This is a genomic window from Modestobacter sp. SYSU DS0290 (genome assembly GCF_054050955.1).
In genome coordinates, this window is sequence record NZ_JBJHAI010000020.1 from 42,429 (window position 1) to 63,617 (window position 21,189).

A 21,189-nucleotide genomic window follows, 5' to 3' on the forward strand; every position below is an offset into this window, starting at 1 on the left:
TCACCAGACGGCCGCCCCGGCCCGGGCAGCGCGGCGGGTGGCCCGCTCCGCCCGGCGGTGGGAGCGCCGGGCGGTGATGATCCGCCGGGCGCGAGCCGACCGGTCGGCGTCGGCCAGTCGTTGCCGTACCTGGTCACGCGCCAGGTCGGGGTCCATCAGGAACATCGTGGGTCCTCCGGGTGTGGGGGCGCCGTGCGGCGCCGGTGGGTGGTGCACCGGGTGGCCGGCCGGCCGCCGTCCGGGCGTCGGACGGCAGCCGGCCGGGTGCTGCGGTGCGCGGGGCTCATGCCGCCGCCTCCGCCCGGACCTTCGGGGGGCGCCCTCGCGGCCGCTTGCGGGCGATCACGACACCGCGGTCGAAGATCTCCCCGCCCCAGACGCCCCAGGGCTCGGCCCGGTCGAGGGCGCCGGCCAGGCAGGAGGCCCGGACGGGGCACTCGACGCAGCGCTTCTTGGCCTCCTCCAGCTGGGCCGGTGTCTCGGCGAACCACAGGTCCGGGTCAGACGACGCCCGGCAGGGCAGCGTCCGACGCGGCGCCGGGGTGAGCCCGGTGGTGGACGGGTGCGTGCGGTCGATCCCTCGCCGGCGGTGGGTCGTCGCGGGCTCGATCGTGGTCGGCACGACCGCTCCTCCTCTTCCTCGGTCGGTACGACCGGTCGACGGGGTCCCGCCGACCGGTGGTCGGGGTGGGTCCGCGAGGTCTCGAGAAAGACGAAGGCCGCGGATCCCGGTTTCCGGGTTCCGCGGCCTCGAGGAGGACCTGCCGAGCGGGCTAGCTCGGCGGGTCTTCCGGGGGCAGGTCACCCGGGGTGGTGCTGGTGGTGCGCTGCGCGGGGACGCCGGTGGCGGCGAGGCCCGTGCGGGTGGGGTCGATCAGGTGCGCACCGGCGCCGTAGGGCGCACCGGTGGCCTCGAGCGCGGCGTCGGTGGCGGGGTACAGGCTCCGCAGCCGGACGGCGGTCGGGGCGATGGGCAGACCGGTCCCCTGGAACGGGGCGGCGGTGGGCGCCATCAGGACGACCCGCTCGGTCCAGGGACGCGGGGACGGGGCGCTCGGGCACGTGGCGGCAGCCGGCTCGGGGGCCACGACGCCCAGGCCGGTCACGACGAAGTCGGTGCTGTTCACGGGGCCCCTCCTCTCCGGGGTCGGAGCGCGGCCTGCCGGCCGGGCTCCCTGCGGGTGCTGCGGTGTTCTGCAGTGGTGGTGTCTGCAGCGGTGCTGAGTGCGTCCTGGGTCACCCCCAGGTGGTGCAGCGAAGGCTAGGGGGTGGCCGAGCGACGGGTCAACCGAATTAACGGTGAACCGCGAGAAGGTGTGTTCGCCCTGGTCAGCCGGGTGGTCAGCCGTCGATGGCCGCGAGCACCCCGGCCCCGTAGAGCTCGAGCTTCCGGGCGCCGACGCCGGGCAGCGCGGAGAGCTCCCGCAGCGACGTCGGCCGGGTCTCGGCGATCGCCTGCAGGGTGGCGTCGGTGAACACGACGTAGGCCGGGACGGATGCCTCCTGGGCGGTGCTGCTGCGCCAGGCACGCAGCCGCTCGAACCGCTCGCCGGCCTCTCCCTCCAGCACCACCTTGGGCCGCTTGGCCGGGCGCCGGGGAGCCGCAGCGGCGTCCGGGGCCAGCCCGTCGAGGAACCGGCTGCGCGGCCGCGCCCGGCGGCCACCGGGGTTGCGCGCCAGCGACCAGGAGAGGGTCAGCTGCTCGCGGGCCCGGGTGACCGCGACGTAGAGCAGCCGCCGCTCCTCCTCGACCGCCTCCGGGCGCGACTGCGACTGGGCGATCGGCACGACGCCGTCGACCAGGCCGACGACGAAGACCGCGTCCCACTCCAGGCCCTTGGCCGCGTGCATCGACGCAAGCGTCACGCCCTGCACGGTCGGCGCGTGCTGGGCGTTGGCGCGCTCGGCGAGGTGGGCGACGAACCCGGCCAGGTCCAGGGTGGGCTGCTCGGCGACCAGGTCGACGGCGAGGTCGACCAGCGCGGCGAGGGACTGCCACCGGTCGCGGGCCGCCCCGCCCGGGGGCGGCTGGTGCTCGGCCCACCCGACGGAGGCCAGCACGTCCCGCACGGTGGGCACCAACGCACCCTCCTCGTGCCCGCCGGCGGCCGCCCCGCGCAGCAGCAGGACCGCCTCCCGCACCTCGGGTCGCTCGAAGAACCGCTCGCCGCCCTTGAGCACGTACGGCACGCCGACGTCGGCCAGCGCGGACTCGTAGACCTGGGACTGGGCGTTGATCCGGAACAGGACGGCGATCTCGCTGGCCGGCAGCCCGCTGTCGATGAGCGCCCGGCACGCCTTCGCCACCGCCGCGGCCTCGGCCGGCTCGTCGGGGTGCTCGACGAACCGCGGGACCGGTCCCTCCGGGCGCTGGCCGAGCAGGCGGAGACCGGGCAGCCCCTTCCGCGGCGGTGCCTGGCCGATGAGCTTGTTGGCCAGGCCGACCACCTGCGGGGTGGAGCGGTAGTCCCGCTCGAGCTTGACCACCTCGGCGTCGCCGTAGCGGTCGGCGAAGCCCAGCAGGTACTCCGGGTCGGCCCCGGTGAAGGAGTAGATCGTCTGGTTGGGGTCGCCGACCACGCAGACCTCGGCGCGGCCACCGAGCCAGGCGTCGAGCAACCGCTGCTGCAGCGGGTTGACGTCCTGGTACTCGTCGACGACGAAGTGCCGGTACTGCGCCCGCACCTCCCGGGCGACGTCCGGGTGCTCCTCGATGGCGTAGGCGGTGACCAGCAGCAGGTCCTCGAAGTCCAGCGTGCCGTCGCGCTGCTTGGCCGCCTCGTAGCTGCGGTAGACCTCGGCGACGGTGGCCGCGTCGAAGGGCAGCTCCCGCCCGGCGGCCGCGGCCCGGGCCGGGTAGTCCTCCGGGGTGGCCAGCGTCGTCTTGGCCCACTCGATCTCGCTGGCGAGGTCGCGGAGGCTGGTGCGGTCGGTGGTGAGCCGGTTGCGGGTGGCGGCGCCGGCGACGACCCGCAGCTTGTTCTCGACCAGCTCGGGCATGGGACCACCGAGGACCCGGGGGGCGAAGTAGCGCAGCTGGCGCATCGCCGCGGCGTGGAAGGTGCGTGCCTGCACCCCGCCGACCCCCAGCTGCTGCAGCCGCCCACGCAGCTCGCCGGCGGCCCGGGCGGTGAAGGTCACCGCGAGGACCTGTTCCGGGACGAACTCCCCCAGGTGGACGCCGTAGGCGATCCGGTGGGTGATGGTGCGGGTCTTGCCGGTGCCCGCACCCGCCAGGATGCAGACCGGCCCGCGCACCGCCGCCGCGGCGGCCCGCTGCTGCTCGTCCAGCCCGGCGAGCACCGCCTCCGCGCCGGCCGACCCCCCTCGCACGCCGCCCCCTGCCACCTGGTCGTCTGCTGTCCGCGGCATCCCCACGGCCCCGAGTCTCCCAGCCGGGGACGACAGGTCGGGGAAGCATCCCCAGGACGCAGGCGTTGCCCGTCCGGCAGACTCCCCGGGTCGGGCCGCCCGCCCCGGGTGGCCGTCCGGGGCACGAACGAGGGAGGATCCACCCGATGAGCGCTCCGGCACCCACAGTGACGATGTACACCACCAACTGGTGCGGCTACTGCGTCCGGCTGAAGAAGCTGATGCAGCTCGAGGGGATCGAGTACGCCGAGGTCAACATCGAGACCGACGAGAAGGCCGCGGAGCTGGTCATGCAGGCCAACGGCGGCAACCGCACCGTGCCCACGCTGGTCTTCGCCGACGGTTCGGCGCTGACCAACCCGAGCATCGAGCAGGTCAAGGGCCAGCTCGCCCAGCTCCCCGGCGCGTGATCCCCGACCCGCGGCTCTCCGGGGGCGGCGCCGACCGTCCCGCGGGGGGTCGCGGGACCGAGCCCGCGGCCGCCCAGCCGGCCGCCGGTGCGGACTCCTGCCCCATGTCCGCGGCCCGCAGCACCTCGATCGTGGTGCCGCCGGACGCGCTGCGCACGTCCGACGGTTCACCGGCCGTGCTGCTGACCCGCACGACGGCGGGCTGGACCGTCCTGCGGCCCCAGCCCGGCGGCGGTCGGCCCGCCGCGGGCGAGGGCGACGCGGGGCTGCCGCTGGTCGAGGCGATGACCCTCGCCGACCTGGTGGCCGGGGAGCTGGGCGTCCAGCCCGAGCCCGACCGTCGGTCCCGACGGGCGGCCCGGTCCGGCGCGACGTCGCCGGCCGCCGAGGACGGTGCGCCGAGCGAGGAGCTGCTGGCCCTGCGGCGGACCGTCGCCCAGCTGGAGCACGCCCTGGCCGCCCGGGTCTCGATCGAGCGGGCCATCGGGGTGCTCGCCGAGCGCCACGACACCCCACCGCGGGAGGCCTTCGAGCAGCTGCGCCGGCAGGCCCGGAGCTCGGGCCGCTCGGCCCAGGACCTGGCCCTGGAGGTGCTGGCCACCCTGGCGCCGGAGGCGAGCGCTGACCGGCCGACGCCCGGGCTGGGCTCCGCCGGTGACGACCGCCGCGTGCCGGGAGCGTCGAGCTGACCGCTCCGCTCCCGCTCTCCCCCGATGCGCTGGCCGACCGGCTGGCAGAGCTGCTGGCGCCACTCCCACCCCAGCCCGGTGCCGCTGCCCTGCGGGTCGCCGTCGACGGACCTGACCTGCCCGGCGCCGCCGGTGGGGTGACCGGACCGGAGGCGCTGGCCCGGGCGGTCGCCGAGCGGTTGCCCGGCCGCAGCCGCGCCGCCGAGGTGGTGCCGGCCGAGGGGTTCTACCGCCCGGCGTCCCTGCGGTTCGAGCACGGTCGCACCGACCCCGACGCCCGGTACACCGACTGGCTGGACGCCGGCGCGCTGGCGCGGGAGGTGCTGGACCGCTGCGGCCCCGGTGGCCCGGGCGAGTACCTGCCGGCGCTGTGGGACCTGGCCCGGGACCGGGCGGCGCGGGCGAGCTACCGGCCGGCTCCGCCCGGCGGCGTCCTGCTGGTGCCCGGATCTCTGCTGCAGGGGCTGGGGCTGGCCTTCGACGTCGTCGTCCACCTGCGGGTCGGCCCGGCCGCCCGCCGGCGCCGGGTGCCGGCCGAGCGAGCATGGGAGCTGCCCGCCTTCGACCGCTACGACGACGAGGTCGACCCGACGGCGCTGGCCGACGCGGTCGTGCTCGCCGACCACGCGGACCGGCCCGCCCTCGTCCTGCAGGGGCCGTTCCTCAGCTGATCTCGCCGGCCACCCAGCGGTCGATGATGTGCCGCGCGATGGAGACCGTGGGCGGCAGCGCCTGCGGGCCGGTACCCGAGCGCAGCTCGTCCCGGCTGAACCAGCGGGCCTCCTCGATCTCGTCGTGGTCGATGCGCAGCTCGGTGTCGACCGCCCGGGCCACGTAGCCCAGCATCAGCGACTGCGGGAACGGCCAGGGCTGGCTGGAGACGTACCGCACGTCGGTGACCCGGATCCCGACCTCCTCGGCGACCTCGCGGGCCACCGCCGCCTCCGCGGACTCCCCCGGCTCGACGAAGCCGGCCAGGATGGAGAACCGCCCGGCCGGCCAGACGGCCTGCCGGCCGAGCACACACCGGTCCCCGCCGTCGTGCACCAGCATGATCACCGCCGGGTCGGTACGCGGGAACACCTCACGGCCGTTCTCCGGGTCGCGCTGCACCCAGCCGGCGCGCTCGACGGTGGTGCGGGCGCCGGTCATGGGCGAGAAGCGGTTGCGCTCGTGCCACTCGATGATGCCCACGGCCTGCGCGAGCAGGCCGGCGTCGAGGTCGCCCAGCTCGCCCCCCACCTCGCGGAGACCGGCCCAGCGGTCGACCTGCCGGCCGTCGAGCGCGGGAGGGCGGGGGGTCCGCAGCGCGGCGTACGGGACGCCGTCGGCCTCGCCGAGGTAGATCGCACCCTCCGGCATCGCCGGCTGCTCGTCGTAGACCAGCGCCGTCCGGCCGTCGGCGTCGCGGACCGGGACGGCGCGCTGGTCGTCGACGAGCAGCACCCGGACCGGCCGCCCCTGGGCCGGGTCGGGCAGGAGCCGGGACAGGTGCCCGCGGTCGTGCGCCGCGCGGGAGAGCAGCGGCACGTCGGTGACCTCGCCGGCGTACCGGTCGTCGGGCCAGAACCGGCGGACGTCGGGCGGCGGGTTGTCGGCCGGGGTGCTCCCGCCGGGCGGGACGCTCACTCCCCGGCCTGCGCCGCCGGTGCGGTGGCCGCGTCGACCTGGACCGGGCCGACCGCGCCGAGCGGGTCGGCGACCCGCTCGGCGTCCCCGACCACGACCGCGGTGAGCGCGGTCGGCGCGAGCCACCGGCGGGCGGCCTCGGTGACCTCGTCGACCCCGACGGCGGCCAGCGCCCGCTGGTGGTCGGTCAGCCACTCCGCGGACAGCCCGGACCCGAACAGCGCCGAGAGCGTGCTGGCCAGGCCGGCGTGGGTGGCGGTGCCCAGCGCGAGGGTGCCCAGCAGGTAGCGGCGGGCGGAGTCGAGCTCGGCCTCGGTGACCGGGGTCAGCGCCATGCGCCCGAGCTCGTACAGCGTCTCCAGCAGCGCCGGGCCGGTGACCTCGGTGGCGACGTCGGCGTCGACCAGGAAGGAGGAGCCGGCGACCAGGTGCTCCACCGAGCTGCGCGGGCTGTAGGTGTAGCCGCGCCGCTCGCGGAGGTTCTCCACCAGCCGGGAGGAGAAGTAGCCGCCGAACACCATGCTGGCCAGCCGGACGGCGGGCAGCTGCGGGTCGGTGCGGCCGGGGGCCGGGCCACCGAGACGGATGTTGGACTGCACGGCGCCGGCCCGGTGCACCAGCTGCAGCGGGCCCGGCGCGGTGACCGGCGCGGGGGGCGCGGTGACGGCGACGCCCTCGGCGGTCCAGCCGGCCAGGGCGGCGCCCACCGCATCGGTCGCCGCCGCCGGGTCGACGTCGCCGACCAGGACCAGCGTGCTGCCCGCCGGCAGCACCCGGTCACGGTGCAGCTTGCGCAGCGCAGCCGGGGTGACCGCCCCCACCAGCTCTGCCGAGGGCAGCTGCTGGGCGTAGGGGTGCGCGCCGTAGCGGCGCTCGGCCAGGGCGGTGCGGGCGATCAGCCCGGGCTGCGAGCGGGCGATGCGCAGCCGCTCACCGACCCGGGACCGCTCGGCCTCCACCTGGCGCGCCGGGTAGGTGGCCGTGCCGAGCAGCTCGGCGAGGACGCCCAGCACCTCGCCCAGGCCACCGGGGAGCATCGTCGTGGCGAACAGCAGGCGGTCGGCGTCGGCGGAGACCGACAGCTCGGCGCCCTGCGCCTGCAGCAGCTGGGCGAGCTCGAGCTCGTCGTGTCGCGCGGTGCCCAGCAGCACCGCGCCGCCGAGGACGGCGGTGCGGGCGGCGTGGACGGCGGCGGTGCGCGGGGTCGCGGCGGCGAAGGGCACCCGCAGCCGGAGCTCGACCAGCGGCACGCCGGGGCGCGGGACGACGACCAGGCGCAGGCCGTTGGGCATCGCCGTCTCGTGCACCTGCGGGACCGGCATCGGCCGGGGGTCACCCAGCGGCGGCACCAGCACCGGGGCGCTCATCGGGCACCGCCCGCGCGCAGCTCGAGCACCGCGGCGGTGTCCGGGGAGAGGCCCCGCGCGGCCGTCTGCACCTGCTCGGGGGTGACCGCGGCGAGCCGGGCGGCCAGCTCGCCGGCCAGCTCGGCGCGTCCGTGGATCAGCTCCGCGGCCGCGAAGCCGAGGGTGCGGCCGAGCACGGAGTCGGCCTGCTGGAGCAGCTGGGCCTCGGCCCGGGCGGTCACCCGGGCGAGCTCCTCGGCGGGGACGCCGTCGGTGGCCACCTTCTCGACCTCCTCGTGGACGGCGCGCAGCACCGTGTCGGTCGGCACCTCCGCCGGGTGGTGGACCTGGGTGACCAGCAGGGTGGCGTCACGGACGTCGAACGGGTCACCGAACAGACCCAGGTAGCTGCTCTGGCCGACCGCGAGCTGGTCGGTGTGCAGCAGCCGGCGCTCCAGCCGGGAGGCGTCGCCCTCGCTGAGCAGCTCGGTGAGCAGCACGGTGCCGAGGTAGGTGTCCAGGTCGTTGACGGGGTCGGGCACCCGCCAGCCGATCGCGACCGCGGGGGCCGGGGCCAACGGGTCCTCGACCACACCGCGGCGGACGGCGGTCGGCGAGGGCTCGCCGGTGTTGGGCATCGGCGGGGCCGGGCGGGCGGGCACCTGGTCGAACCAGCGGCGCACCAGCTGCTCGGTCTCGGCGACGTCGAGGTCGCCGCCGATGCAGAGCACCGCGTTGGCCGGGGCGTAGTAGCGGTCGAAGAAGTCCTGCGCGTCGTCGACGGTGGAGGACTCCAGGTCGACGAAGGAGCCGTAGCCGTCGTGGGTGTTGGCGAAGGTCTCGAACGAGATCGGCGGCAGCTGCAGCCACGGGAAGGCGCCGTAGGGGCGGTTGAGCACGTTGACCCGGATCTCCTCCTTCACCACGTCGATCTGGTTGCGGAGGTTCTCCGGGGTGATCGCCGGGGCGGCCATCCGGTCGGCCTCGAGGAAGAGCGCGCGCTCGAGCGCCTCGGCCGGCAGGGCCTGGAAGTAGTTCGTGTAGTCCTGGTGCGTGGAGCCGTTGAAGGTGCCACCGGCGGCCTGCACCAGCCGGGCGTGCTCCATCTTCGGGACGTTCGCCGACCCCTGGAACATCATGTGCTCGAACAGGTGGGCGAAGCCGGTGCGGCCCGGCGGCTCGGACCGCATGCCGACGTCGTAGAAGACGCTGACGGCGACGACGGGGACACTCCGGTCGGGCGCCAGGACCACGCGCAGCCCGTTGTCGAGCGTGAACCGCTCGACCGGGTGGCGCAGGACCAGGTCACCCTGAGCTGCTGTCACGCGACCGACCCTAACCGTGCGCTCGGCGTCCCTCCGGACCGCACCGCCTCCAGGTGCCGTTCCCGGCCTGGGCTGAGCCGTTGCCGGCCCTCCGCCGCGGAGCCCTCCGGGCCCACTCGCCGGCCCGACCTCGCTCCCGCTCGGGCGTCCGTACCAGGCCCACCCGGCTTCTCACAACACCTCGACGGACTCCAGCACGCGGTCGATGACGCCGTAGAGCTCGGCGTGGGTGTTCGGGACCGAGACGTACAGCAGCGCCGGCGCCTCCCGGCCGACGTCGATGAGCAGCAGGGCCGCGCGCTCACCGGAGGCGTCGTAGCCCTCGACGTCCCAGGTGAGGTCGAACTCGTACACCCAGGCCTGCGCACCGTCGACGGTGACCGCCTCGTCCCGGCGCACGCTGCGCTCGTTGGGTCCCGGGTAGTGGACCTCCCGGACGACGTCGGCGATCCTCGTGGTGGTGCTCTGCAGGCTGTCCGGCCCGCTCCAGCCGAACGCCGTCACCAACGGCCCGGAGGTGCACTGGGCGATGAAGGAGTCGAAGCCGTCGGGCAGCTCCTCCTGGGTGACGAAGTACTGCCCGGCGGTGGCGGTGGTCTCCAGCTGGTCGCCGCGGTCCCACTCGAACCAGCCGTCGCCGAGCCAGGGGTAGGAGATGCCGGCGACCTCGTCGATCACCCGCACCGTGCCCGGCGGGAACGGGGTGCCCGGCTCGCTGCTGGGCCGGGCGACCGGGGTGGCCCGCTCGTCGTCCCCGGAGCTCCCCACGAGCACCCCGACGAGCACGACGAGGGCGACCACCAGCAGGGCACCGAGCCCGATCAGCAGTGGCCGGCGTGACCGGGGGGCGGGCTCGGGCGGCCCAGCGCCCCACGCCTCCCAGGCCGGTTCCGCAGCCGGCCGGGTGGGCGCCTCGAACGGCTGACCGACCTGGACGCCGGGGCCGGCCGGGGTGGTGACGTCGGACCAGCCGGCGCCGTCCCACCACCGGACGAGCCCCGGCCCGCCGTCCGGGTCGGGGTACCAGCCGGGCGGGGCGACTCCGCCGGGTGCGGTCACGTCAGCACCTCAGCGGGGGACGGTCGCCAGCTCGCGCCACAGGTGGGCGGCGGCCTCCGCGCCCCGGTGCAGCATCGGCAGCAGCACCCGCTCGTTGGGCGAGTGGATCCGGTCGGTGGGCAGCCCGGCACCGAGGAACACCAGCGGCGCGCCCAGCTGCTCGACCAGGTCGGCCTCGGGGCCGCTGCCGCCCTCCTTCATGAACAGCACCTGGTCGGGGGCGCTGTCCCAGGCCTGCGCGATCGCCGAGAGCAGCGCGTCCATGTACGGGGAGTCCAGGTCGCTGGCGCAGGGGGCGACACCGCCGGGCGGGGCGTGCACCTCGGCCTCGACGCCGTCCGGGAGGTGCTGCTCGACCCAGGCGCGCACCTGGTCGGCGATCTCCTCCGGCCGCTGGTCGGCGACCAGCCGGAAGGTGAGCTTGGCGTGCGCCTCGGCCGGGATGATCGTCTTGTGGCCGGGGCCGGTGTAGCCGCCCCACATGCCGTTGACCTCCGCCGTCGGCCGGGCGCCGATGCGCTCCTGGGTGCTGAAGCCGGCCTCACCGGTGGTGGTCCGGGAGGCGGCCGGGCCGGCCAGCCACGCGGCCTCGTCGAAGGGCACCCGGCCCATGAGCTCCCGCTCGCGGTCCGACAGCGGGCGCACCTTGTCGTAGAACCCGGGGAGGGTGACCCGGCCCTGGTCGTCGTGCAGCGCGCTGATCAGCTGGGCCATCGCGTGCAGCGGGTTGGGGACGGCGCCGCCGAAGGAGCCGGAGTGCAGGTCGACGGCCGGGCCGCGGAGGGTGATCTCGGCGTCGGCCAGCCCGCGCATGGAGGTGACGGCGCTGGGCAGGTGGGGGGCGGCCATGCCGGTGTCGCTGACCACGACGACGTCGCAGTCGAGCCGGTCGCGCCGCTGCCGGAGGAGCTCGGCGAAGTGCGGGGAGCCGGACTCCTCCTCGCCCTCGATGACCAGCTTGACGGTCACCGCGGGGGTGTCGCGGCCGGTGGCGGCGAGGTGGGCGCGGATGCCGAGCAGGTGGAAGGCGACGTTGCCCTTGTCGTCGATGGCGCCGCGGGCGTGCAGCTCCGGGCCGTCGGGACCCTCGACCCGGGTGGGCTCGAACGGCGGGTGCTCCCACAGCTCCAGCGGGTCGACCGGCTGGACGTCGTGGTGCCCGTAGACGAGCGCCACCGGGGCGCCGGCGTCGGCCGAGGGCCACTCGGCGAAGACGGCCGGGGCGCCGGGGGTCTCCCAGATCTCGACGGTCGGGAAGCCGGTGCGGCGCAGCGCCTCGGCCAGCCACTCGGCGCTGGCCCGCACGTCGCCGGCGTGGGCCGGGTCGGCGGAGATCGAGGGGATCCGCAGCCACGCGTCGAGGTCGGCGTGCAGGTCCTCGAGGTGGGCGGTGACGAAGTCGCGTTCGGCGCTGCTGCTCACCGTCGAACGGTAACGCGGCGCGCTGAGCCGCCCGGCGCGGTGGCGGCTACGTTGCGTGCATGCCGGTGGGGATGCTGCAGGTGGACGTGGGTGACCTGACGTTCGACGTCCGGACCGACGGACCGGACGACGGGCTGCCGGTGCTGCTGCTGCACGGCTTCCCGGAGACGTCGCTGTCCTGGTCGGCGGTGACACCGCTGCTGGCCCAGGCCGGGCTGCGCACCTTCGCCCCGGACCAGCTGGGCTACTCCCCCGGGGCCCGGCCGCTGGACGTCGACTCGTACGCGCTGCCCAACCTGGTGCAGGTGACCGCCGACCTGATGACGGCGCTGGACGTGCCGGTGGCGCACGTGGTCGGCCACGACTGGGGCGCGAACGTGGCGTGGGCGCTGGCCGCCTGGCATCCCGACCGGGTGGCGTCGCTGACCGCGGTCTCGGTGCCGCACCCGACGGCGTTCACCCTCGCCTACCGCGCGGACCGGGAGCAGAAGGAGCGGTCGGGCTACATCCGGCTGTTCCGGACGCCCGGGGAGGCGGAGGAGACGCTGCTCGCCGACGGCGCGCGGCGGCTGCGCCGGCTGCTGGAGGCGCCCGGGGTGCCGGCCGAGGCGGTCGACGCCTACGTCGACCAGCTGTCGGCGCCGGGCGCGCTGACCGCCGCGCTGAACTGGTACCGGGCGATGGACGCCAGCACCCGGGTGGAGCCGGTGGAGGTGCCGACGACGTTCGTGTGGAGCGACGGCGACGTGGCGATCGGACGTACCGCCGCCGAGGCGTGCGCGGACCAGGTGACCGGTGACTACCGGTTCGTGGAGCTGCCCGGGGTCACCCACTGGGTGCCCGAGCAGGCACCGGCGGCGCTGGCCGGGGCGATCATCGAGCGGGTGCTCGCCGGTGCTGCCTTCGACCCCGCCCGCGGCCACCACCAGGCCCCGCCCAGCTGACCGCCGTCGCCCCGTCCGGGCCGGGAATGCGGTTGGCATGGTCGCCGCCCGGCGGCGACCATGCGGGCCATGACGGCCCGCATCTCCCACACCACGTTCGACGCGCTCGACGCGTACGCGCAGTCCCGGTTCTGGGGGCAGGTGCTGGGCTTCGCCGAGGACCCGGCCGACCCGAACGAGCCGGGGGACGAGCAGTGCATGATCTCCTCCCCCGACGGCAGCACCCGGCTGCTCTTCATCGACGTGCCGGACCCCAAACAGGTGAAGAACCGGCTGCACCTGGACCTGGTGCCGGCTGAGGGCACGCGCGACGCGGAGGTCGAGCGGCTGGTCGGCATCGGTGCGACGGTCGTCGCCGATCGACGGCGGCCCGACGGCAGCGGGTGGTTCACCCTCGCCGACCCGGAGGGCAACGAGTTCTGCGTCCTGCGCGGTCCCGGCGACCGGTGAGCAGGGTCCCGACGGTGTGCGCTGACTGCTGGTTCGACGGCCGGCGACCGACACTCAGCGCACACCGTCAGGCGGTGCCGGTGACCAGGGCGAGCAGGCCGGCCTCGTCGAGCAGGTCGACCGGGCGCAGGGTGACCCCGGCGGCGACGTGGTGGAAGCCGGCGCTGACCCGCTCGACCGGCACGCCGGTCAGCCGCGACCAGCCCAGCCGGTAGGCGGCCAGCTGCACGCCCGCGGCGGCGAGCTCGGCCGCGCCGGGCACCGGGCCGGTCTTCCAGTCGATCACCTCGAAGCCGCCGTCGGGCGTGGCGTAGACCGCGTCGATCCGCCCGCGCAGGGTCAACGGCCCCAGCGGCGTCTCGAACGGCGCCTCCACGTCGACCGGCTGCCGGTCGGCCCACTCGCTGGCCAGGAACGCCTCCTGCAGCGAGGTCAGCGCCTCGTCGGGGGCGGCCTCGGCGTCGCCCGAGCCGGGCAGCTCGTCGAGGTCGATCAGCCGGGAGGTGCCGAAGCGCTCCTCCAGCCAGGCGTGGAACGCGGTGCCGCGGCGAGCCAGCGGCGCCGGCGCGGCGGGCATCGGCCGGCGCAGCCGCCGGGCCAGCTCGGCGGGGTCGCGGCGCAGCGCCACCAGCGCCGACACCGACAGGTGTGCCGGCAGCGGCACCTCGACGGTGCCGCGCCAGGACTCGGCCCGCTCCCGCAGCAGCAGGTCGGCGTCGCGCAGCCAGTCGGCGACCAGCGGGTCGTCGGTGGCCTGCAGCGCCTCGTCGGTGAGCGGGTGCGGCTGGCTGGCGGCGACCAGCTCGGCGGCGGCGCTCAGCGCCCGGCGCCGTCCCGAGGACAGCGGGTCCGCCGGCCACACACCGATCGGCCACTCGGCGAGCGCCGGGTTCTCCGCGTCGTCGGCCGGCGGCTCGGCCCAGGCGTCGACGACACCGGCGCCGCCCTCGACGGCGTCCTTGACCGCCAGCAGCAGCGCGGACGGCCCGCACACGGTCTTGCCGTCGCGCCACCAGCTGCCCGAGCACAGCAGCAGGTGCTTGGCCCGGGTGACCGCCACGTAGCCCAGCCGGATCTCCTCGGCCAGCCCGAAGTCCTTCCACTCGGCGACGTAGTCGGCCAGCGCGTCGCGGACGGCGGCCTGGTCACCGGAGCCGGGCACCGGCAGGTGCAGCCGGGGCAGCTCGGCGCGGTCGGTGACGCGCAGGTCGACCGGGACGGCGCCGGGGTCGCGGATCCAGGAGTCGGAGGCGTCGCCCTTGGCCGGGAACTGACCGACGGTCATGCCGGGCACCGCGACGACGTCCCACTCCAGGCCCTTGGCCGAGTGCCCGGTGAGCAGCTGCACCGCCTCCGGGTTGACCGCCACCTCACCGGGTTCCAGCCCGCGCTCGCGGACCTCGGCGTCGGCGAGGTAGCCGAGGAACGCCGGCAGCGAGGGCAGCTCGGCCAGCTCGGCGAACTGCGCGGCGACCTCGTGCAGCGCGTCGAGGTGGGTGCGCGCCCGGCCCGGGGTGACGTCGGGGTGGCTGGCGAGCTCGGTCTCCAGGCCGAGGGCCCGCACCACCTCGTCGACCAGGTCGGGCAGCGACTCCCCCAGCCGCCCGCGCAGCGTGGCCAGCTCGGAGCCCAAGCGCCGGAGCCGGCGGAAGCCCTCGGCGGAGTAGGCCTCGGGGCGGCCCAGGTCGTCGAGCGCTTCGATGATGCTGCCCCGCTCCCGGGGCAGCTCCGGGGTGGCGCCGTCGGCCGGGGTGGCGGCGACGTCGCCGGCCGGGGTGCCGGGCTCGGCGGCGGCCCGGCGCTCGCGGACGAGCGACCGCGCGCGGCTCTCCAGGGCGGCGAGGTCGCGCGGGCCGATCCGCCAGCGGGCGCCGGTGAGCAGCCGCCCCAGCGCGTCTCCGGCGGTGGGGTCGACCAGCACCCGCAGCGTGGCGACGACGTCGGAGACCTCCGGCACGTCGAGCAGCCCCCCGAGCCCGACCACCTCGACCGGCAGCCCGCGCTCGCGCAGCGCCGCGGCGATGCCGGGCAGCTGGGCCCGGCGGCGGGCGAGGACCGCGATGGTCGGGCGGCGGTCGGCGGGCCGGTGCCACTCGGCCGCCAGCCGGTCGGCGAGCGCCGCCGTCTCCTCGGCGACGGTCTCGTACAGGCCGACGTGCACCGCGCCCGGGCCGGCGACCGGTGCTGCGGTGAGGTCGGGCAGCGGCTGCTCGGGCTCGGGCAGCATCCCCGACACCGCGTTGGCGACGGCCAGCACGGCGCGGTCGTTGCGCCAGCTGGTCGACAGTGTGAGCCGCTCGGCCGGCCGCTCCGGGGTGCCGGGGAAGGTGCGGGCGAAGCGCTCGATGGTGCCGGCCGAGGCACCCCGCCAGCCGTAGATCGACTGCCGCGGGTCGCCGACGGCGAGCACCGGGTGCCCACCCGGGCCGCCGAACAGCGCCTCGAGCATGCGCAGCTGACCGACGCTGGTGTCCTGGTACTCGTCGAGCAGCACGACCCGCCAGCGCGCCCGCTCGCGGCGGCCCACCTCCGGGGAGCTGACCGCCACCCGGGCGGCGAAGGCGACCTGGTCGGCGTAGTCGATGGCGCCCGCGGACCGCTTGCGCGCCTCGAACGCCTCGACCATGGGCAGCAGCGCCACCCGGGCCCGCTGCCGGGCCAGCAGGGCCAGCACGTCGGCGTAGGGGCCCTTCTTCCGGCCGGCATCGGGGTAACCGCGCAGCTGCGCCTCGAACCGGGCGGTCCAGGCGCGCAGCCGGTCGGGGCTCACGTCGTGCTCACCGAGCTCGGCAGCCAGCTGCAGCACGTCCTCGGTGGTGGTGACCAGCCCCAGGGCGACGTCGGCCATGTCGCCGGTGTGCCCGGCCACGACGGTGGCCGCCTGCCCCCAGCACATGGCCGGGCCCAGCACGCCGGCGCCGGGCTCCACGCCGATCCGCAGCCCGTGCTCGGCGACGATGCCGGCGGCGTAGCCGTGGTAGGTGGCGACGGTGGGCGCGGCGACGGCGAGCCGCTCGCGCAGCGCCGGGTCGGTGTCGGGGTGTTCGGCCAGCGCGCCGAGCCGCAGCCGCACCCGGGCGTTCAGCTCGCTGGCGGCCTTGCGGGTGAACGTCAGCCCGAGCACCGCCTCCGGGGCGACCAGCTGGTTGGCGACCAGCCAGGCGACCCGGGCGGCCATCGTCTCGGTCTTGCCCGACCCGGCGCCGGCGACCACGACCAGCGGCCGGTCGACCGGCGCGGAGACCACCCCGGCCTGCTCCTCCGACGGCGCGTAGCTGAGGCCGCACCGGGTGGCGACCTCGGCGGGGGTGAGCAGCCGGGGCACCTCGGGCTCCCCGATCGGCCCCATCCCGGGCAGGTCGAAGGCCAACTGCGTCATGACGTCACCTGCCGGCCGGACTCCTGCACCGGGCAGCTGCGGCGGAACGCGCAGCGCTCGCAGTCGGTGTCCGTACGCGCGACGAACGTGCCCGCACCCATCCCCTCGCCCACCTCCGCGATCAGCTCCCCGGCCCACGTCTCGTGCGGGTCGACGTCGGTGGGCAGCGGGGACTGCGCGTGCTCCTTCGCCGCCTTCTGCGCACCACCCACCTGCAGCAGCGCCGCTCCCCCGCTCACCGTGCCGTGCCGCGCGAAGGCCCCCTCGGCGACGGCCACCTGGTAGGCGGCGAGCTGCCCGTGCTCCTCCACGGTCCGCGGCGCGGTCTTCCCGGTCTTCAGGTCGACCACGACCAGCCGGCCGTCGGCGTCGCGCTCCAGCCGGTCGACCTGACCGCGCAGCCGCGCGCGGCCGACGACGACGTCGAAGTCCTCCTCGGCGGCGACCAGTTCGCGGTCGCCCTTCGCGTGCCAGGCGAGGAACTTGGCCAGCATCTCCTGCGCCCGGTCCCGCTGCCGCTGGTCGAACCAGCCCGGCCCGAGGTCCAGGCCGTCCAGCTCGGTGTCGAGGACCGCCGCGGCCTCCGCCGGGGGCAGCCCCTCGGCCACCTGCTGGGCGACGTCGTGCACCGCCGACCCGACCGTGCGGGTCGCCTCCGGCGCCGCCTCGGCGCCCACCGCGCCGAGCACCCAGCGCAGCGGGCAGCGCTGGAAGGTGTCGATCGCCGAGGGGCGCACCGGGACGACGTCGTCAGGGTCGACCAGGGGGGCGTCGTCCGACAGCGGCGCCAGCCCCCACCAGCCGGCCGGGTCGGCGCCGGCCACCCGCTCGTCGGCCAGCCGGCGCAGCACCGCGGCGGCGCTGGACCGGCGCGGCGCCGGGGTGTGCGGGTCGGTGAGGTTCCGGCGCAGCTCCGCGACCAGCGCCGGAAGGGTGAGCTGCCGGGGCAGCGGCGTGTGCGGCCGGCTGCCGTCACCACCGGGCGGCGGCGGGGCCACCAGGTCCAGGAAGCGGGACGCCGCCGCCCCGGCGTCCCCGCCCTCGAGCGCGCCGTCGACGGCGGTGACCAACAGCCGCCGCCGGGCGCGGGTGCAGGCCACGTAGAACAGCCGGCGTTCCTCGGCGAGGGCGAGCGTGCGGCGGTCGAGGTTCTCCGGGTCGGTGCCCCCGGCGGCGTCCACCAGGTCCTCGGCGCCGAGCAGGCTGGCCCGGGTGCGCAGGTCCGGCCACACGCCCTCCTGCACGCCGGCCACGCAGACGACGTCCCACTCCAGGCCCTTGCTGGCGTGCGCGGTGAGCAGCCGGACCGTCTCCCCGGCCGGCGCCCGGGCCGCGCCGCTGTCACCGGGCAGCTGCTGGGCGCCCAGGTGCCCCACGAACGCACCCACCCCGGCGTGCGGCAGCCGGTCGACGAAGGCCGCGGCGGCGTCGAAGAGCGAGACCACCGCGTCCAGGTCGCGGTCGGCGACCGCACCGCTCGGCCCGCCGGCGGCGCTGGCCCGCGCCCAGCGGTGAGCGAGCCCGCTGGCCTGCCACATCGCCCAGAGCACGTCCTCGGCGGAGCCGTCGGTGGTCAGCGCGAGCCGCCCGGCCGAGAGCACCCGGGCGACCCGGGCCGCCGGGCGGGCCACGTGCTCGGGGAGTGCGTCCAGCAGCGTCGCGTCGGCGAGCACCGCGGCCAGCGGTGCGCCGCGGGAGCCGGCGTCCTCCCCACGGTCGACCAGCGCCCGCCGGGCCGCCCGGCGCAGCCGGCGCAGGTCGAGCACGGTGGCCCCGCCCAGCGGTGAGGCCAGCAGCGCCTCCGCGCCCGGCTCGTCGAGCCCGGCCTCGCCGGGCTCGCCGTCGACCGGGGACGGCACCGGGAGGAGGGCGCCGAGGGCGGCCAGGAACGGCTGCACCGCCGGCTGGGCGGCGAGCGCGACGTCGTCGGCGGAGACGGCGACCGGGACCCCGGCCTGGGAGAGCGCGCGGCGCACCGGTGCGAGCCCGGTCGCCGCGGAGCGGACCACCACCGCCATCTGCGACCAGGGCACGCCGTCGAGCAGATGGGCCCGGCGGAGCGTGTCGGCGAGGAACGCCGCCTCGGTGGCCGGGGAGTCGAAGACGTGCACCTCGGCCTCCCCCGGCGCGGCGCCGTCACCCGGGGTCAGGCGGCGGTGCTCCCAGGGGCCGGGCAGCCCTTCGGCGACCCGGCGGCTGACCGCGAGCAGCTCGGCCCCGGAGCGGCGGCACACGCCCAGCGACAACCGGTCGGCGGGGCGGCCGTCGCGGTGCCGGAAGCGGGTGGGGAACTCGACGATGCCGCGCGGTTCAGCGCCGCGGAAGGCGTAGATGGCCTGGTCGGGGTCGCCGACGACGACCAGGTCGCCACCGCCGCCGGCCAGCAGCTCGACCAGCTCCACCTGTGCCGGGTCGGTGTCCTGGTACTCGTCGACGAACAGCCAGCGCGCCCGCTCACGCTCGGTGCGCAGCAGCTCGGGGTCGACGCGCAGCTCGTCGATCGCGGTGCGCACCAGCTCGGCCGGGTCGTAGCCGCTGGCGCCCCCGCGGGCGGCGGTGGCGAAGGCGCTCACGCCGGCGTACTGGTCGGCGAAGCGGGCGGCGGCCACCCAGTGCGGCAGCCCGCGCTCCCGGCCCCAGGCGGCCAGCCGCGCGGGGTCGATGCCGCGCTCGGTGGCGCGCAGCAGCAGCTCGCGCAGCTCCTCCCGGAAGCCGGTGGTCTGCAACGCCGCGGCGAGCTCGTCGGGCCAGCGCACGCCGTCCTCGGCGACGTCACCGGCCAGCAGCTCGGCGACGACGGCGTCCTGCTCGGCCGCCGTCAGCAGCCGGGGGGCAGGCTCACCGCGCAGCACCGCGGCGCGACGGAGCACCCCGAAGGCGTAGGAGTGGAACGTGCGGGCGACCGGCTCGCGGATGGTGCGCCCGACCCGGGCGGTGATCCGGGTGCGCAGCTCCCCGGCGGCCTTGCGGCTGAAGGTGAGCACCAGCAGGCGCTCGGGGTCGGCCCCGGCCTCGATGCGGGCCGCGACGGCCTCCACGATCGTCGTGGTCTTGCCGGTCCCCGGCCCGGCGAGCACCAGCAGCGGCCCGCCCGGGTGGTCGACCACCGCCTGCTGGGTCGGGTCGAGCCGCGGGCGGACGACCGGCACCGCCTCCGGCTGCACCAGCCGGTAGACCGGCTCCCCCGTCGTGACCGCCCCGCCGTCCCCCCGCACCCCTCGATGAGAACACGGCCCACCGACGGTTCCGCGGACTCAGGGCTCGTCGGGCCACCCGACGGCGGCGAGATCGACCCGGACGCCGCGCACCGGCACGCCCTCGGCGGCCAGCAGCGCCAGCTGACGCACGCGCACGGGCTCGGCCGGGGTGCCGTCGGCGCGCACGACACGGTGCCAGGGGACGGCCCCGCCGCCGGCCGACAGCGCCCTCGCCACCCGCCGCGGACCGACGCCGACCAGGCGGCCGATGGCCCCGTACGTGCTCACCCGGCCCGGTGGGATCGCCTCCACGACATCGAAGACCGCCTCGTCGACGTCGGCGGCCGACCGGTCCTCCCCCGCAGGCATCACCGGGTCAGCCCACGAAGTCGCTGTTCTCGACCCACCACTCGTAGAGCGCGACGACGTCGTCCTGGGTCTCCCCCGGCGCGCTCACCACGCCCTCGGTGAGGAACTCGTCGTCGGTCCAGTAGATGAACGCGGTGCCCTCGGCCAGCCCGCAGGCGAGCAGCCCGCCGGTGGTGTCCCCGCGGACCCACTCGCCGAAGCCGTCCTCGGAGCAGTCGGTCGCGGCGCCCCACTCGTCGAGGCCCAGCGCGGAGACGTCGGTGATGAAGACGTCGTCGAGGGTGTCGATGTCGGGGTAGCGCAGGAAGGTCGCATCGCTCGGACCGGGCTGGCTGGACGCCGGGCCGCAGGCGGCCGCGACGACGTCACCGTCCCCGACCAGGTCGGCCTCGCCGCAGTCGGTGAAGTCCACGGGGAGCGAGGCGAGGAACTCCTCGACGCCCACGGACGGCGGGGCCGCGGTGAGACCGCTGGCTCCTGCGGACGGCGAGGGCGCCGGCCGGGAGGAGTCGGTGGCGCGCCCGGCCGCGGCGGTGGTCGACGGCTCGTCGTCGCCGCCCAGCCACAGCGTCAGCCCGACGGCCACCGCGACCACCAGCCCCGCCACGGCGGCCGCCGTGACCACCAGCGTCCGCTTCCGGTCCGGCCCCGGGCCTCCGGGAGCGCCCGGCCCGCCGGCCCACGGCGCGGGAGCTCCCCAGGGGCCGGGCTGACCCGGGGGCGGCCCCCAGCCGGCACCGGCCGGCTGCTGTCCGACCGGCGGCATGCCCCAGTCCGCACCCGGCTGGGGACCCCACGGGGACGGCCCGGTGGGCTGCGCGTCGTGGGGGCCCTGCTGGGGTGGACCCTGGGGTGGCTGGCTCATGCGTGCAGACCTCCGGCTCGGCTGTTCGACGACGGAGCCTAGGTGCGTGACGCGGGTCATCGGGCGCAACGGGCCCACGCCCCACCCTCAGGAGCGACGCCCGAACCGGGCCAGCAGCCGGGTCTGCAGGTCCGCACCGGACGGCGGCTCGACCGGTGCGGCGAACAGGCCGGGCTCCCCCTCGTCGCCGAGGTGGGCCTCGGCGTACCGGTAGGCGGCGGCGGTCAGCTCGGGGTCGAGGCGGGCGTCACCGCCGACCGCCCGGGCGAGGTCCCACGCGTGCACGGTCAGGTCCGCGGTCATCTCGGTGAGGTACTCGGCGGCGCTCACCGGGCCGGCGGACAGCTGCACCGTGCGGTCGAGGACGGCGGGGTCGGCCCAGGCCGCCAGCGCCCCGTCGGCGGCGGTCTCCCACGCAGTGAGCGGGTCGGCGCCGATCAGCTCGTCGGTGCCGGTGGGGATGCGCTGCGCGACGACGTCCAGCGGCTCGCCGGCCAGCAGCGGCGGCACCCACAGCTGCTCGCTGGTCAGGTGCGCCACCAGGTCGGCGACGCTCCACTCGGGCAGCGCAGGGGCGTCCCACTGCCCCGGCTCGACGGCGTCCACCCGGTCGGTGAACTGCGCCTGGGCCCGTTGGAAGAGCAGCAGCAGGTCGGTGTGGCTCGGCTCGGGCATGCCGCCAGTAGACAGCACGAGGGCCCCACTCCCGCGTGGGAGTGGGGCCCGGGTGACG

At 76.6% G+C, this 21,189-nt stretch carries 19 protein-coding genes; 5 read left to right on the top strand and 14 right to left on the bottom strand.

Annotation, left to right across the window (positions count from 1 at the left end; translation table 11 throughout):
- The 4 genes from ACI795_RS15815 to ACI795_RS15830 form a co-directional block, all read right to left on the bottom strand.
- Window positions 1-165 carry a hypothetical protein gene (locus tag ACI795_RS15815; protein ID WP_457076487.1) on the bottom strand — a complete coding sequence of 55 codons (165 nt, stop codon included), beginning with the start codon at window positions 163-165 and terminating at the stop codon, window positions 1-3.
- A 118-nt stretch (window positions 166-283) separates the two neighbouring features.
- Window positions 284-622 (bottom strand): WhiB family transcriptional regulator, encoded by a 339-nt coding sequence (locus ACI795_RS15820; protein WP_457076488.1) that lies wholly within the window; start codon window positions 620-622, stop codon window positions 284-286.
- A gap of 151 nt (window positions 623-773) precedes the next feature.
- Window positions 774-1,127, bottom strand: a complete 354-nt coding sequence (locus ACI795_RS15825; protein ID WP_457076489.1) for a hypothetical protein — start codon at window positions 1,125-1,127, stop codon at window positions 774-776.
- Window positions 1,128-1,341: 214 nt separating this feature from the next.
- Window positions 1,342-3,333 carry an ATP-dependent DNA helicase UvrD2 gene (locus ACI795_RS15830; protein WP_457076490.1) on the bottom strand — a complete coding sequence of 664 codons (1,992 nt, stop codon included), beginning with the start codon at window positions 3,331-3,333 and terminating at the stop codon, window positions 1,342-1,344.
- Window positions 3,334-3,518: 185 nt separating this feature from the next.
- On the opposite strand from ACI795_RS15830, the gene ACI795_RS15835 reads away from it, so the two are divergent.
- The 3 genes from ACI795_RS15835 to ACI795_RS15845 all read left to right on the top strand — a co-directional run bounded on the left by ACI795_RS15835 (window position 3,519) and on the right by ACI795_RS15845 (window position 5,142).
- Window positions 3,519-3,782 carry a mycoredoxin gene (locus ACI795_RS15835; protein ID WP_457076491.1) on the top strand — a complete coding sequence of 88 codons (264 nt, stop codon included), beginning with the start codon at window positions 3,519-3,521 and terminating at the stop codon, window positions 3,780-3,782.
- A gap of 104 nt (window positions 3,783-3,886) precedes the next feature.
- Window positions 3,887-4,471 carry an ANTAR domain-containing protein gene (locus ACI795_RS15840; RefSeq protein WP_457076492.1) on the top strand — a complete coding sequence of 195 codons (585 nt, stop codon included), beginning with the start codon at window positions 3,887-3,889 and terminating at the stop codon, window positions 4,469-4,471.
- Window positions 4,472-4,608: 137 nt separating this feature from the next.
- Window positions 4,609-5,142 (top strand): uridine kinase, encoded by a 534-nt coding sequence (locus ACI795_RS15845; RefSeq protein ID WP_457076493.1) that lies wholly within the window; start codon window positions 4,609-4,611, stop codon window positions 5,140-5,142.
- Here the strand turns inward: ACI795_RS15845 and nudC are convergent.
- The 5 genes from nudC to ACI795_RS15870 form a co-directional block, all read right to left on the bottom strand.
- Window positions 5,135-6,100 carry an NAD(+) diphosphatase gene (gene nudC, locus ACI795_RS15850; RefSeq protein WP_457076494.1) on the bottom strand — a complete coding sequence of 322 codons (966 nt, stop codon included), beginning with the start codon at window positions 6,098-6,100 and terminating at the stop codon, window positions 5,135-5,137. The two genes, ACI795_RS15845 and nudC, sit on opposite strands and share 8 nt — an antisense overlap.
- Window positions 6,097-7,467: a M16 family metallopeptidase gene (locus ACI795_RS15855; protein WP_457076495.1), complete on the bottom strand. Its 1,371-nt coding sequence runs from the start codon at window positions 7,465-7,467 to the stop codon at window positions 6,097-6,099. Before ACI795_RS15855 ends, nudC begins: the two co-directional genes overlap by 4 nt.
- Window positions 7,464-8,771: a M16 family metallopeptidase gene (locus ACI795_RS15860; RefSeq protein WP_457076496.1), complete on the bottom strand. Its 1,308-nt coding sequence runs from the start codon at window positions 8,769-8,771 to the stop codon at window positions 7,464-7,466. Before ACI795_RS15860 ends, ACI795_RS15855 begins: the two co-directional genes overlap by 4 nt.
- A gap of 171 nt (window positions 8,772-8,942) precedes the next feature.
- A complete protein-coding gene (locus ACI795_RS15865; protein ID WP_457076497.1) occupies window positions 8,943-9,830 on the bottom strand; it encodes a DUF2510 domain-containing protein in 888 nt (295 codons plus the stop codon).
- Between the two features lie 9 nt (window positions 9,831-9,839).
- Window positions 9,840-11,252 (bottom strand): dipeptidase, encoded by a 1,413-nt coding sequence (locus tag ACI795_RS15870; protein WP_457076498.1) that lies wholly within the window; start codon window positions 11,250-11,252, stop codon window positions 9,840-9,842.
- 59 nt (window positions 11,253-11,311) lie between these two features.
- On the opposite strand from ACI795_RS15870, the gene ACI795_RS15875 reads away from it, so the two are divergent.
- Both ACI795_RS15875 and ACI795_RS15880 read left to right on the top strand, forming a co-directional pair.
- A complete protein-coding gene (locus ACI795_RS15875) occupies window positions 11,312-12,196 on the top strand; it encodes an alpha/beta fold hydrolase (RefSeq protein WP_457076499.1) in 885 nt (294 codons plus the stop codon).
- A gap of 69 nt (window positions 12,197-12,265) precedes the next feature.
- Window positions 12,266-12,646 carry a VOC family protein gene (locus tag ACI795_RS15880; RefSeq protein WP_457076500.1) on the top strand — a complete coding sequence of 127 codons (381 nt, stop codon included), beginning with the start codon at window positions 12,266-12,268 and terminating at the stop codon, window positions 12,644-12,646.
- A gap of 67 nt (window positions 12,647-12,713) precedes the next feature.
- Here ACI795_RS15880 and ACI795_RS15885 read toward each other — a convergent pair whose 3' ends face one another.
- The 5 genes from ACI795_RS15885 to ACI795_RS15905 all read right to left on the bottom strand — a co-directional run bounded on the left by ACI795_RS15885 (window position 12,714) and on the right by ACI795_RS15905 (window position 21,131).
- On the bottom strand, window positions 12,714-16,025 hold the full coding sequence (locus ACI795_RS15885; RefSeq protein ID WP_457076501.1) for an ATP-dependent helicase: 3,312 nt from the start codon (window positions 16,023-16,025) through the stop codon (window positions 12,714-12,716).
- Window positions 16,022-19,240 carry an ATP-dependent helicase gene (locus ACI795_RS15890; protein WP_457076502.1) on the bottom strand — a complete coding sequence of 1,073 codons (3,219 nt, stop codon included), beginning with the start codon at window positions 19,238-19,240 and terminating at the stop codon, window positions 16,022-16,024. The genes ACI795_RS15885 and ACI795_RS15890 overlap by 4 nt, the downstream gene beginning before the upstream one ends.
- Before the next feature lie 39 nt (window positions 19,241-19,279).
- Window positions 19,280-19,591, bottom strand: a complete 312-nt coding sequence (locus ACI795_RS15895) for an MGMT family protein (RefSeq protein WP_457076503.1) — start codon at window positions 19,589-19,591, stop codon at window positions 19,280-19,282.
- Between the two features lie 7 nt (window positions 19,592-19,598).
- A complete protein-coding gene (locus ACI795_RS15900) occupies window positions 19,599-20,216 on the bottom strand; it encodes a hypothetical protein (RefSeq protein WP_457076504.1) in 618 nt (205 codons plus the stop codon).
- A 327-nt stretch (window positions 20,217-20,543) separates the two neighbouring features.
- Window positions 20,544-21,131, bottom strand: a complete 588-nt coding sequence (locus tag ACI795_RS15905) for a TIGR03086 family metal-binding protein (RefSeq protein WP_457076505.1) — start codon at window positions 21,129-21,131, stop codon at window positions 20,544-20,546.
- Between the last annotated feature and the right edge of the window lie 58 nt (window positions 21,132-21,189).